Annotated in this window: 14 protein-coding genes; 11 read left to right on the top strand and 3 right to left on the bottom strand. The window is 46.0% G+C overall.

Going from position 1 to position 13,641, the window contains the following annotated elements; all coding sequences use genetic code 11:
* Positions 1–103 precede the first annotated feature (103 nt).
* From NYE54_RS18310 to NYE54_RS18270, 9 genes are all read left to right on the top strand, one after another.
* Positions 104–751, top strand: coding sequence for a GDSL-type esterase/lipase family protein (locus tag NYE54_RS18310; protein ID WP_339273553.1), 648 nt, complete (start codon positions 104–106; stop codon positions 749–751).
* 179 nt (positions 752–930) lie between these two features.
* A complete protein-coding gene (locus NYE54_RS18305; protein WP_339265140.1) occupies positions 931–1,608 on the top strand; it encodes a response regulator transcription factor in 678 nt (225 codons plus the stop codon).
* Positions 1,605–3,422 (top strand): HAMP domain-containing sensor histidine kinase, encoded by a 1,818-nt coding sequence (locus NYE54_RS18300; RefSeq protein WP_339265138.1) that lies wholly within the window; start codon positions 1,605–1,607, stop codon positions 3,420–3,422. The genes NYE54_RS18305 and NYE54_RS18300 overlap by 4 nt, the downstream gene beginning before the upstream one ends.
* Positions 3,423–3,475: 53 nt before the next feature.
* Positions 3,476–4,294: a polysaccharide deacetylase family protein gene (locus NYE54_RS18295; RefSeq protein ID WP_339265136.1), complete on the top strand. Its 819-nt coding sequence runs from the start codon at positions 3,476–3,478 to the stop codon at positions 4,292–4,294.
* A 181-nt stretch (positions 4,295–4,475) separates the two neighbouring features.
* Positions 4,476–5,177: an N-acetylmuramoyl-L-alanine amidase gene (locus NYE54_RS18290; protein WP_339265135.1), complete on the top strand. Its 702-nt coding sequence runs from the start codon at positions 4,476–4,478 to the stop codon at positions 5,175–5,177.
* Between the two features lie 10 nt (positions 5,178–5,187).
* Positions 5,188–5,871 carry a GDSL-type esterase/lipase family protein gene (locus NYE54_RS18285; RefSeq protein WP_339265133.1) on the top strand — a complete coding sequence of 228 codons (684 nt, stop codon included), beginning with the start codon at positions 5,188–5,190 and terminating at the stop codon, positions 5,869–5,871.
* A 35-nt stretch (positions 5,872–5,906) separates the two neighbouring features.
* A complete protein-coding gene (locus NYE54_RS18280) occupies positions 5,907–7,313 on the top strand; it encodes an MBOAT family protein (RefSeq protein WP_339265132.1) in 1,407 nt (468 codons plus the stop codon).
* Positions 7,314–7,325: 12 nt separating this feature from the next.
* Positions 7,326–8,465: a DHHW family protein gene (locus tag NYE54_RS18275; protein WP_339265131.1), complete on the top strand. Its 1,140-nt coding sequence runs from the start codon at positions 7,326–7,328 to the stop codon at positions 8,463–8,465.
* Positions 8,466–8,470: 5 nt separating this feature from the next.
* Entirely contained in the window at positions 8,471–8,965 is a 495-nt protein-coding gene (locus NYE54_RS18270; RefSeq protein ID WP_339265129.1) for a DUF4358 domain-containing protein, read from the top strand.
* 134 nt (positions 8,966–9,099) lie between these two features.
* Here the strand turns inward: NYE54_RS18270 and NYE54_RS18265 are convergent, their stop codons facing one another.
* Genes NYE54_RS18265 through NYE54_RS18255 form a run of 3 tightly spaced genes read right to left on the bottom strand, consistent with a single transcriptional unit; the run spans position 9,100 to position 12,381 of the window.
* Positions 9,100–10,578 (bottom strand): serine hydrolase domain-containing protein, encoded by a 1,479-nt coding sequence (locus tag NYE54_RS18265; protein ID WP_339265127.1) that lies wholly within the window; start codon positions 10,576–10,578, stop codon positions 9,100–9,102.
* A gap of 46 nt (positions 10,579–10,624) precedes the next feature.
* On the bottom strand, positions 10,625–11,722 hold the full coding sequence (locus NYE54_RS18260; RefSeq protein WP_339265125.1) for an ATP-binding protein: 1,098 nt from the start codon (positions 11,720–11,722) through the stop codon (positions 10,625–10,627).
* Positions 11,707–12,381: a response regulator transcription factor gene (locus NYE54_RS18255; protein WP_339265124.1), complete on the bottom strand. Its 675-nt coding sequence runs from the start codon at positions 12,379–12,381 to the stop codon at positions 11,707–11,709. The genes NYE54_RS18260 and NYE54_RS18255 overlap by 16 nt, the downstream gene beginning before the upstream one ends.
* A gap of 384 nt (positions 12,382–12,765) precedes the next feature.
* On the opposite strand from NYE54_RS18255, the gene NYE54_RS18250 reads away from it, so the two are divergent.
* Together NYE54_RS18250 and NYE54_RS18245 are read left to right on the top strand one after the other, a co-directional pair.
* A complete protein-coding gene (locus tag NYE54_RS18250; protein ID WP_076321497.1) occupies positions 12,766–13,131 on the top strand; it encodes a DUF2089 domain-containing protein in 366 nt (121 codons plus the stop codon).
* A 78-nt stretch (positions 13,132–13,209) separates the two neighbouring features.
* On the top strand, positions 13,210–13,641 hold the full coding sequence (locus tag NYE54_RS18245) for a hypothetical protein (protein WP_076321496.1): 432 nt from the start codon (positions 13,210–13,212) through the stop codon (positions 13,639–13,641).

Genomic DNA, 13,641 nt, shown 5'->3' with positions numbered 1-13,641 from the left:
CGAATAATAAATTGAAGACGAATTGATCCTTTCTGCACCTGAAATTGATTTCTCTATCCTATGATATGGATGCCTTGCAAGAAAGGAGTTATTGTGTGTGAAAATGATACAACGCTGGGTAAGCATTTTTTTGTCAACAGTGATACTATCGACCCTCGTCGCCTGTAGTGCGGCTGACGACACGGGTCAGTCTAAGCTCGGTACGACGCAAGAGCCTGTGAACGGCGTCCAGGAATTGTTCGGCAGCAGCTTGTTCCTAGGCGACTCTATTATCGGAGGACTGACGAACGAGGACCTGCTGCCTGGGGCAAACGTTATGGGGGGATTGGGCGCAACGGTCCAATCTACGCTGGGCAACGTCGAAGAGATCACCAGCCGCAAACCGTCGTATGTGTTCCTGTCATTGGGGCAGAACGATCTAGGGGAACCGAGAGAGGAAGCGAAGAAGACGTTCATACAGCAATACACCCATCTGGTTGATCGTATAAGGGAACTATTGCCGACGGCGCGCGTGTACGTACTGTCGATCCCGCCAGTCGACGAGGAAGCCGTGAAGCAAGAGCCTCGGGATGCGAGCATTACGGACTACAACCAAGCACTTGATCAGTTGGCCGATGAAATGAAAGTCGATTACGTGGACTTGTCAACCCTCTTTGCCGCCAACAAAATCCGTTACGCGGACAACGGCGTTCACTTCAAGCCGGATTTCTATCCGCTGCTTCTGGATTACTTGATGGAATTCGTAATGTAGGGAAGTGGCAGGTTTAGGAGTGCCGCCAGATATGCGATTTTGGTCCCAAAATAGATTAGAGTTGTATTTAGATAACAACGTTTGTCTAGCATGTGAAAAAGTGCTAATATCCAAATGATGCACATACTGGTGAGTCTAAGGGCTAATGTCATGCTCATTAAAACTTGAGAGGTTGTCACATGTCTAAAACAATAATGATTGTAGAAGATGAGCAGATTTTACGAGAAATCATAAAAGATTATTTGCTTGAAGAAGGTTATGAAGTGCTTGAAGCGGACGATGGAAAAAAAGCTCTGGCGTTATTCCAGGAACATGAGCTGGATCTGATCATTCTGGATATCATGCTCCCTGAGTTGGACGGATGGTCCGTATGCAAACGCATTCGAAAAGTATCAAACGTTCCAATTATCATGCTGACGGCCCGTTCGGATGAGGATGATACCTTGATGGGGTTTGAACTGGGAGCCGACGACTACGTAACCAAACCGTACAGCCCTGCCATCCTGTTGGCCCGGGCGAAGCGGCTTTTGGAGAGCAGACAGACCCGGGACCAGGAAGACGATGCATTGTCCAGCAACGGTATTTCCATCCACTTTCCATCCCGAACGGTTACGGTGGATGGGGTAAACTGCAGTTTGACGCATACGGAATTTGAAATTTTGGCTTATCTGATGAAAAACAAAGGAATTATTATCACCAGAGAACAGCTGATTACAAAAATCTGGGGGTATGATTTTGTCGGCGACGATCGGACCGTCAACAGCCATATCCGTAATTTGCGTTCCAAGTTAGGGGAGCCTGCCAAACATATTTCCACGATCGTTCGATCAGGTTATAAGTTCGAGGACAAGTTATGAAACAAGGCATTGTTCTTAAGCTGTTCCTATTTACGACGGGATTATGCTTGTTCATTCTTGCCGTGATTTTTATAGGGCAAACCGTATTTTTCAAACAGTATTATGTTCACCAGAAAGTGAAGAGCGTTAACAAGGCGCTGCAGGCTTATGAACAAAGCGACTTGAATCGTGCCGCGAACGCCCAAGAGATGGTCAAGCTCGAGCAAGACTTCTATCAAAAGAACAACACATGGATCGCGACGCTGGACGCCCGGGGGAATCTGAAATATACCGAAGATTACATCATGGAAATCAAGCTGGAACATTCGGATGATGCCATGTTCTCCAATAAAACGTTGAACGTACCTCTATACAGTTTTATCAACGTAGAGGACTTCAGCAGCAATAATCCGTTCCTCACTCCTTGGATCAAAGAAGGGGAACCGATTGCGATCGAAGGCTTGATCATGAACAATAAGCCGGTGATCCAGCGGATGGCGAGGCACGCATACAATCTGAGAGAGGAAAACCAGCTGGAAAATCGGCAGATGGTGAACAAAGAGGGCGAGGTCCTCAATCGAACGAACGTGATCCAATATCGTGAAAAATATCCCGGATTTCTGGTCAAAGGAACCATTGCGAAAGTCCGGATACCGAAAGGCGCAGAAGTTTCTCGTTATACGAATCACTTGTTTCTGGACCGTATCAAAGCTTTCCAAGCGGATCTGCTGTACGGCGACTATGATCCTGCCGTGAATTCGAATCGGACTATGGATGTCGAGGAATACCGCGTGGACTATAAAATTTTCGTGGACCGCATTCAAGATGGTGACGGTAATCCGGCATACTTGTTTGCGATGACGTCGCTTCAGCCGGTCAACGAAGCCGCGGGAATGATCCAAAATTATTATGCTTACATCATTATCGCGACGCTTCTCCTCGTGATGCTGGCATCGTTCTATTATTCCCGCCAGATCGCCAGGCCGCTGCTGCGCATCAACCGCACCACCCGGCAAATGGCAGACCTCGATTTCTCGGAGAAAATCCCGATCACAACAAAGGATGAAATCGGAGACTTGTCGCGCAACATTAATGAGCTCTCCGAGCGGCTGCACTCCCATATTCTCCAGCTTGAGCAGGACATCGAGAAAGAGAAGCAGCTGGAGAATACGAGAAAAGAATTTATATCCGGCGTATCTCATGAGTTGAAAACGCCGTTAAGCGTCATACAAAGCTGTCTTGCGATTTTGAAGGACGGGGTTGCAAGCCATAAGCGGGATTATTATTTTGAGGCCATGGAAGACGAAGTCAAGAGGATGGATCTGCTGATCGTGGACATGCTAGAATTGGCAAAATATGAATCGGGAACGTATAAAATGAACAAGGATTCCTTTTATATCGACGCCGTCATCGAGCGGGTATGCGCAAAATTGGCTACGGACTTAGAGGCAAAGAAATTACATCTTGATATGTCTCTGAAACCTGTCGAAGTGCTGGCAAATGAGCGGCGAATTGAGCAAGTCGTTGTCAATTTCCTCAGTAACGCGATTCGCTATACGCCGGAGCAGGAGTCCATTCTCGTCAGCATTATAGAAGATGGGGAGACCGTTAAAGTTTGCATCGAAAATAAAGGAGCCCACATTCAAGGCGAACAGCTTGAGAAGATCTGGGACCGGTTTTATCGCGGCGAGCCTTCCCGAAAACGGTCGACTGGAGGGACCGGACTTGGCCTTTCCATCTCCAAAAAGATTCTGGAAATGCATGGTGTCCCATATGGTGTAACCAACACTCCCAATGGAGTCCTATTCTATTTTTATTTGAATAAGAAAGCGTAGAACCCGGTTCTGCGCTTTTTTAATTTATGTCTACTGAGAAAGTACGTCGATCGATGTTTTTCTTATGTTTATTTCTGAGGAAAAGAAAGCTTAAAACAAAAAAACGCAGACGGCGACTTATTTCGCTTGCAGCGATTGGTTTGCTTTGTTTTTGTCTGATGAAGTGGTTGCCATGGGATAAGGCTCCCGTTTTGGGTCAGCATGGAGAACAGTCTGTGAACCAACTGATTGCAAGGAATGTTAGCCAACCTAAACCGGAAGGGAAGATCGTTTATTTAACGTTTGACGACGGTCCGAGCGAATGGACGGAGGAGTTTCTTGACGTTTTGCAGCAATATGGCGTAAAGGCGACTTTTTTTATGCAAGGAAGCAACCTGCAGCGCAAGGATCTGCAAAGTGTCGTGAAGCGTGCAGCAGACGAGGGACATTATATTGGCGGTCACAGCATGACTCACGAATACAACAAACTGTACGAAGAGAGGCAATTCGTATCTGAGATGAAAGACAACTTGGCGTTGATCCATGAAATTACAGGTGAACGGCCGAATTTGGTGCGTCCGCCATACGGTTCAGCGCCTGGACTGGACGATAAGATGCTGCGCGACCAAATTGCCCAAGAAGGAATCAAGATTTGGGATTGGACCATTGAATCGAATGATTGGCAACTGAAGGATCACCCGGATCAAATTGTCGAGAATATCAAACAAGCAACAAAAGTCGATTTGGAAGTCGTATTGATGCACGAAAAGCCGCAAACCCTGCAGGTTCTTCCGGAGATCATCGAATTCTACGAAGAAGAAGGCTACCAATTTGGTGTTTACGACGATAACGAGCATTTTCACTTGAATTTTCAAAAGGATCATCGCTTGTAGACGCAGCAATAGCATCCTTTGGAACAGGGAGCTGTTCTTGAAGGTCTCTTATGGACCTGTCAGGAACAGCTTCCTTTTGTTTGCCGCAACCTAAGCCTAATACTCTATGAAAGTTTGATATTATCTGCACCTTATCTTTATCTCTGAAGATTACACTTTTTTCAGGAGGAGGAGAGAACGTATGAAAAAAGGCAGCTCGATTATAATTACCCTTTTGTCTGTGCTGGTGATCGTTCTGCTATATCAACTTGTTTCCGGGGAAGGGACAGCAAGCGACCGTAAAACCGGCATGGATGTCCGCTCGGATAAGATAAGAATGCTAGAACACCAGCCAGAAACCCCTTATAAGGTCGTGATCGATTCAGGACATGGCGGTAAGGATAACGGTGCAACGGGAGCCAGTGGAAATTTTGAGAAGGATTTTACGCTGCAGGTAGCGCTTAAGGTAGAAGAACTGGCGAAACAGGAGCCGCAAATTGAGGTGGTTCTCACTCGATCAGAAGATCGCTTTATATCTTCGATTGACCGGGAACGCCCGGAAATCGGCAATCAACTGGGTGCAGATTTGTTTATATCCATTCACGGGAATACGTACGAAGACGCTAGCGTTTCTGGTACTGAAACCTACTATTACCATGAAGATTCCCTGTTTTTGGCGGAAATTTTGCAAAAGCATATGGTCCAAACCAGCGGATTTCGGGACCGGGGAGTAAAAAAAGAGGATTTCTTCGTCTTGAAGGAATCGAACATGCCGGCGGCTCTAATCGAAATGGGTTATTTAACGAATCCGCAAGAAGAGAATGAAATGCTGACGGAAGATTTCCAATACCGGATGGCAAGCTCCATTCTAGACGGAATTAAAGAAGCTCTAAAATTAAATTAAAGAGAGGAACATGAACATGAAAAAAACAGTAGCAACCCTAGTAATTGGGAGTATTACACTTGCTTTGGCAGCATGCGGAAACGAATCCATAAGCTCGAGTCCGCAGCAATCGACCACTCAAAGCCAAGAACAGGCAACGGAATCAAAAGGCTCAGTAGAAACCGCGTATCAAGTGTTCTTCCAGAACAGCGTATTTTTTGGGGATTCCATTACGGAGGGTTTATCTTTCCATGATGTGCTGAAAGAGGAGAATGTTCTGGGAGGCGCAGGTAAAACGGCGGAGTTTGCACTTCAAGATATGGATGAGTTGATCAAGCGGGACCCGGAACGAATCTTTATCCTCTTGGGTTCGGATGACATTTTATGGCCAGCGGATAACCCCAAAGCCTATTCCATGAATAACTATGCGAAGCTGATCGGTACGATCAAGGAAAAACTTCCACAAGCGAAAGTAACCCTTTTATCAGTAACTCCGGTGACGGCGAAAGCGGAAGAACTGGAACCAAGATACAAAAATATCAATGATTATAACCAAGGCTTAAAAGAGTTGGCGGAGAAAGAGAACATTGGATATGTTGACTTGTCCCCAATATTTTCAAACGGCTCAAATGATCTGTACGACTCGGACGGCATTCATTTCAAACCAGAGTTTTACACTAGAATGCTGGATCTGCTAAAAGATCAAGTGGAATAGCATGCAATGGATCAATCAACATGGGGGTGTGAGTATTGGTCTTTAGCAGCCTAATATTCCTGTTCCTCTTTCTGCCGGTCACCATTCTGATCTATTACGTATCTCCGATGAAATTTCGAAATGCTGTCCTCCTTGTTGTCAGCCTGATCTTTTATGCATGGGGAGAGCCTTTATACATTTTTATTATGATCTTCTCCACGGTCTTCGATTATATCAACGGGCTGCTGATCGATAAATATAGACATCGGAAGCTGATTGCCAGATCGATTTTTATCGGCTCGATGGTCGGCAGTCTGGGGATTCTCGGATTTTTCAAATATGCGGATTTTGTCGTGGACAACATCAATCAGTTGTTTCACATGAATATCCAAGCGGCCGATTTGCCGCTGCCTGTGGGCATATCTTTCTATACCTTTCAAACGATGTCTTATGTCGTTGACGTTTACTTGGATAAAGTATCGGTGCAGAGAAATTTCATCTCTTTTGGGGCATATGTGACCATGTTCCCGCAGCTTGTAGCGGGTCCCATCGTCAAATACGGCGATATTGCGGAACAGCTTGTTTCCCGTAAGGTGTCGCTGGACCGTTTTGGCGAAGGGGCGGAACTGTTCATTAGGGGACTTGCCAAAAAAGTGCTGTTGGCCAACAATATCGGATTATTGTGGGCGAGTGTTAAAGCGACGCCGATCGAGGAACTGAGCGTACTCTCCGCCTGGCTTGGCATTACCGCATTTACACTGCAAATCTATTTTGACTTCAGCGGTTATTCTGATATGGCACGGGGACTGGGGAAAATGTTCGGATTTGATTTCATGGAAAATTTCCGTTATCCCTACATCTCTAAAAGTGTAACCGAATTTTGGCGCAGATGGCATATATCGCTTGGGAGCTGGTTTCGGGAGTACGTTTATATACCGCTTGGCGGTAATCGATCTGGGCTTAAGAAGCAGCTCCGGAATTTACTGATTGTATGGTTTTTAACCGGATTATGGCATGGCTCCAGCTGGAACTTTATCGTGTGGGGCTTGTATTTCGGATTCTTTGTGATCATCGAGAAACTATTGCTTCTGCAATGGTTGGAACGCAGATCTGCTTTTGTCGGCCATGTCTATACGCTTCTGGTCGTCATCATCGGCTGGGTTTTGTTCGAAATGGAGACACTCTCTTCCGCTTGGCGTTTCATTGGCGCGATGTTCGGTTTCGGCGGGCATGTTTTTGCGGATCAGCAGGCGCTCTATGATTTGTCTACGAATGTTGTATTACTAGTCGTATTGGCATTCTGTGCGACTCCGCTTCCGGGAAAGATGTTATCCTTCATAAAGGAAAAATGGAGAATTGCCAGCATGATTGCCGTACCGGTTATCTATTTTCTATTCATGGTTCTGTCGACGGCTTATTTGGTCAATGCAACCTACAATCCGTTTTTATATTTTCGATTTTAAAAGGGGACAGCTATGAACAAATATGACAAAATCAACCGGAAGTTGCTGGCCTTATTACTGCTGATATTTATAGGAGCGATCACCGCTCTCAATCTTGTGGCGCCGGATCGTACATTATCGGAATCTGAGAATCGGATGCTGGAGCAGCCGCCGCATTTCTCGCTGAAAGCATTGGTGTCTGGTGATTTCACTCTTGATTTCGAAAAATATGTGTCCGACCAATTTGTTTTTAGAGACTTTTGGATCGGGACAAAAACCGATACGGACCGCATGATGGGGAAAAAGGAGAACAACGGAATTTACATCGGCAAAGACGGGTATCTGATTCAGAATTTTATTCCCCCTGCAGAAGAGGATTGGAAGGGGAAGGTTGATGCCATTCATGCGTTTGACCATGCCACGCCCGGGTTGAACAAACATGTGATGCTGGCGCCAACGGCAGCGGCTCTGTATAAAGACAAGCTCCCGAAATATGCCATGGTCGGCGATGAAGAAGCGTACCTGGAAAAGGTCCGGCGCTTCCTGCATCCCAATATTCGTTTTATTGATGTTTTTCCAAGTTTATATGCTGAGCGTGATCAAGCTATATATTATAAAACCGATCATCATTGGACGACGAAAGGAGCTTATATAGCTTACCTGGAACTTTGCAGACAAATGGGGTTGACACCACAGAAAGAGGCAGAGTTTAACATCCAGCAAGTAACCGATGAATTTTACGGCTCACTTTATTCAAAAAGCGGTTTCAGACATATACAGCCCGATAGCTTGCAGCTTTATTTGCCAAAGGATCAAGAGAAATATACCGTAACGTATGTCGATGAAGAGAAGACCACGGATTCATTGTATGCGATGGAGCAGCTGCAGAGGAAGGATAAATATGCGGTGTTTCTTAACGGTAATCATGCACGAATCCATATTAAAACGGCTAATCCGAGCGGTAGAAAGCTGCTGGTGGTTAAAGATTCGTATGCTAACAGCCTGATTCCTTTCTTATTAAAGCATTATAGCGAAATACATGTGGTAGACCTTCGGTATTATGAGGAGGATTTGGCGTCGCTTGCGAACGAACAGGGGATCCAGGACATGCTATTGCTTTATAATGCGAATACGTTTTTCGAGGACCCATCCATAACAAATTTAACGGAGTGATCAAAATGAAAAAACAATGTACAGAAAAAAGAAGTTTTTACTCGGTTATGCTTGCATTCGTCGTCGTGATTGGCGTTTTGTCCGGATGCGCAGGCAAGGATGACAAGACTTCAGAACATCTATCGGCTACCGAAATCGGAAAAAGTATCGAACAGGCAGTGAGCCTAAAAGAAATGAAAAAGCAGGATCTGAATAAGCTGCAGAAATTGTATAAGATGGATACAGACAACGTGGATGATTTTATTTTTTATACGTCTACATCGAATGTAAAAGCTGATGAATTGGCCGTCATCAAGCTAAAGGATGAGCGTCAGGCAGAAAGCGTCAAAGAGAATATTGAGCAACGAATCGAAGCACAGAAAATGAAATTCAAGGATTATCGACCAGATGAATATTTTCTGGTCGATCATCATGTGTTAAAGACGAAGGGGCCATTTGTCTTTTTCGCGGTTTCTACAGAGGCTGACTCAATGGAGCGTACGTTTGACAGCGCATTTTAACACAAAGCCTAACTAGAGCAGTAGACCCCATATCACAAGCGACGCTATGGATTTGGAACCAGCGTGTGGAAAGGCCGGCGAAACCCAAGACGAGGAGTGGGGAGATGGAACCTGTTGTCGGCTTGGATGTCGCTTTATCGATTGTCAGCCTTCAATTGGCCACTCTTTGTGTGCTTGAACATAGATGCTATATAAGAAGCCAAATGCACAAGATTGACAAGTGACCATACAACAAGCCATATGATGGGTGACGACAGGGTAGTCCAGAGGCCGAACCAAGGCAGTACGCGTCCTCCGCCAATAAACGTTACTAGTGGGGAGAGGGACAACAGAATTAAGATAGGAATTAGCTTTCCGACCGTGATCAGAATCAAACGAATGGTCCTTAGCCGTTTCTTCCTCCGACGGATACGAACATAGTCATACGCTCCCCATATAAGCGTCGCGAGGATCAGCACAATCATGATGGTCTCCATGTTTCGGTCATTAAAAAAAGAGATTTCGGGCTGCTCTCCCCTCATAATATCAGCGATCCCATCGATAAACGCCGAGTAATTCACAAAAGCGTTCAATCCCGAATTAAACATCACTGAAATCCCCATCTGCTCGTCCAAATAAACCGTTTCTTCCGACTTGTACGTCCAGAAAATGCCACTGTGGGATATCGTTCGACCGCCTGATTCATCTCGATCTGCGAGCCAACCCATGCCATACGGAGCAATGTCTCCGGCTGAATGAAATTGATTCATCAGCGCCGGGGGAAGAAGGTTGCCGCTATACTGGGCAATCATCCACTTGGACATGTCTTCCGCGGTTGAAACGATGCCTGCGGGACCGTCAATGAACCACAGCGGCTCCGAGCGACTCAAGGAACGACCTAGAATCGAGTAATGACCCGGTGGGATAGCTTCATTCCCATTGATTTGCTGCGTAGTGCTGACACTGAAGGTATGGTTCATACCCAGAGGTTTAAAAATATGACGATCCAGGTAATCCGAAAAACGCTCTCCGCTTATGCTTTCCACGAGGTTCGCCAACAGCATGTAGTTGGGATTATGGTAGCTGTAGGTTGTTCCAGGTTCATGTGCGAGCTCAACCTCGTTTAATAACGGGTTTGCCTCAATCAGTGAGTGGAACTGCGGAGTCCTTGTCATATCGGGATTTGTTCTGTCATTAAGGCCGCTGGTCTGATTCAATAAATGTCGGACCGTAATGTCACGGACTCGGGAATCCCGAGGCGAAAGTTCGGGAAAATAGGAAACGTAAGCCTCATCCAGATCAATCCGACCTTTATCTACCAGCTGCAGCACGGCTAAAGCGGTAATGGACTTGCTTAGGGAAGCAATGGGAAAGGGCGTCTCGCTCGTAATGCTTTGGCCATCAGCAAATGTACCGTAGCCTTTTGTATAGAAGACCTCGTCGTTATGGGATATCGCTACAGACGCACCTCCGATGTGATTGGCCTTCATGCTCCGGATCATGTATTCGTCAATGTCCCCCAAAATTTCGGTACGGTCTCGGACTTCCAACGCGGATACGGACTTCGCCAACACGGTCCATAACAGAAGCAAGCAGGTAATTGCGATAAGCATTCTTTGTTTTGTTCTCGGCATCATAGCACTCCTTCAATCGTGATAAGGAAATGCTAACGGATAATTATCAACTATTTATCAACTCCATTCCAAAACGTGCCGTCACACACCCACCGCCGTGAGGTCTATTTTCGACCTGCAGGCTCCCATCATGTATTTCGCAAAGCACCTTGCAAACATAAAGTCCTAGCCCACGATGTTCGGTTGCATCCCACACCTCCCCGCGGTAAAAAGGAAGCGCAGCCTTGTCCAGGGCATCGTCCGAGAAACCGGTTCCGTCGTCTGTGACGGTAACATGGATTGAGTCATCCTGGATGACATAACAAACGTTCACCTGACTGGTTGCGTATCGCGCCGCATTGGCTACCAGATTCTCGAAAACCTGCATGACGACATGGGCATCCACGTTTATTATGGTATTTGCGTTTTCGATGGAAGAGACGAAGCCTTTGCCGAGCTGCCTAGCAATTTGTTGGGCACTGTCGTTCAGTAAAACCGTCAACGGGATCATATCCATCGGTTGGCGATGCACCGGGACGTCCTCCAGCTTCTGAATCGAGTTCATGGCCTCCGCATAGTTTTCCAGACGAACGATGTGAAGGTTCATGGTATGGATCAGGTCCAGCACCTTTTCTTCTGACAATTTCTTTTCGGGGTAATAGGTGGCGAGAAACTCCGCATACCCTTTCAGCACAGATAGGGGCGTCCTCAGATCATGGGCGAAAATCGCATTGAGCTGTTTGCGCTCCTCAACCGATCGCCAGATTGTCCTAATATTTTTTTCCAATTGTGAGCGCATGTTTTCAAAAATGGAGATCAGTTCGCCCATCTCGTCCCGGCTGTCATAGGATATGCTGAAGTCTAGATCGTTGGCCGAAATATTCTCGGATGCTTGCTTCAATATCTCCAGCGGACGTTTTAGTTTCCATCTGTAAAATAAAATAGCCATGGTGACAATTCCGGCTGCCACGGTGAGCAGCACCGCCGCGACGAGGCAGGGCAGAATCCAATCGGTCTCACCAAAACGTTGCCTCAGGTTCTCTGCCCAGGCGAACTCCAGAGTGATGATGGCCAGTACGGCCAAGATCGTGAGAACGCATAACAGGATAAACGATTGCAGCAAGGTAAGTCGTTTTAGCAGTAGCCTATTCATGATCTCGACCATTTGTATCCTACACCCCAAACCGTCTCGATTCGATCTTCACAGCTGTATTCCTTTAATTTGGCGCGAATTCGCCGAATATGCTCCGCGATAACGCTGCTATCGCCTTCATCGTCAAGACCCCAGATTTTTTCGTGAATGCGCTCCTTCTCGAACACCGTGCCGGGATTCAAGGACAGCAATTCGATGATCTCGAACTCTTTTTTAGCCATAGGAATGCGTGTATCCTGATAATAGAGTTCCCGGGACGTATAGTTAAGGATCAAATCATTGTTAAACCGCACCGAGGTTTTCGTTTGAATTCGCTGTTCCCTGCGCAAATGCGCTTCGACCCTGGCGCCGAGCTCGCGAATACTAAAGGGTTTCAGGATATAGTCATCGCCTCCTGCTCGAAAGCCGGCTACTTTATCGGCATCTTCGACTCGAGCGGTTAAAAATAAGATTGGGCACGAGACAAAATCTCTGATGATTTCGCATACTTCAAGACCGTTCTGCCCAGGCATGTTGATATCCAGCAAAACGAGATCGGGTCCTTGTTCCACTTTACGCAGGGCCTCCCGGCTGTCCTTGGCCGTCATGACGAAATACCCGTTGATTTCAAAGTAATCGGTCAGCAGCTTTCGAAGATCCGCTTCATCGTCCACGATCAGTATTTTATACACTCATGTTCATCTCCCGTATCCAATGTTTGATATCAGCATATCAAAGATGATTCAGCAGACCAATCCGTTTTTTATCGGAGGATAAGAACATGTAGCTTTAGGAGTCGCGAACTCGCAGCTTTTTTGTAAAAGAATAGTTCCACTTAAGTGATGGAGGTTTTGAAAAAGAGTCACATCGAGTTGATAGGGTTGAACCGGGTTGAAACTGGGCTCCATCCCGATGGATTCGTTGAGGCTTTCTTTTTTAATAAAGAATTTTAAATTTTTTGGGATTCCAGCTCTTGTGATGAATAAAATTAATCACAAAATTAATTAAATTAATTTTATATGCATTTACAAATTGAATATATTGATTTATAATTCAAAAAAAGAAAGGAGTAGAGCATGAAATATCCCATCATCACACAGTGTCCTGTATGTGACCACCAACTGCACGCCGTTAAGCTGGAATGCGGACATTGCCGGACGACGATTGAGAACACGTTTGAATTATCAAAGCTGGCTCTACTCTCGCCCGAACAACTCCATTTTGTGATCACCTTTCTAGTAAACAGAGGCAATATAAAGGAAGTGGAGAAAGAGCTGGGCATATCTTACCCGACGGTACGGGGCAAGCTCAATGATATCATTACAGCCCTCGGATATGATACGCGGAAGAAGCCGGAAGTTGATGAGAAGAAAGTCATTTCCATGCTGGAGAATGGCGATATCACCGCGGATGAAGCGGTCAAAATGTTGAAGGATGAATGAGCCTATGCTTCCGAAGCGAGTTTTTACGAAGCCGATTCAGGAAGCATCGTTCACAAAAACTTTTAGGAGGAAGAAACGATGAAAGAAGAAATCAGTAAAGTGCTGTCCATGATGCAGGAAGGCAAAATTGATTCTGACAAGGCTTCGGAGTTGATCGACGCGCTAAAGGAGAAGCAAACGGCTCATCCATCACATGCCGTGCAGGTGCTGGGGAAACCCGACTATTCGAAGAAATTCTCACCTTCATCCGGCGGTTATTTAGACAAAACGTTGAAAATACGGGTAACCTCCCAAGAGAACGATAATGTCAACATCAATTTGCCGATTAAACTGGTAAAGGCTGTTCTCGGAGCGGGGCACAGCATTGCGTCCAATATTCCGCAGGCCGCGAAATATGTGAAGGATATCGATATTGATCTGCTGATCGATGCAATCGAGAATGAGCTTGACGGGCAAATCGTTGACATCCGCTCCGGTGATAAGGATACCGTCACTGTAGTGATTGAGTGA

It is taken from the genome of Paenibacillus sp. FSL K6-1330, assembly GCF_037976825.1.
In the GTDB taxonomy this organism is placed as follows: Bacteria; Bacillota; Bacilli; order Paenibacillales; family Paenibacillaceae; genus Paenibacillus_AQ.
The sequence above is the reverse complement of the archived record's forward strand: the minus strand, read 5'-3'. Positions and strand labels throughout refer to the sequence as shown.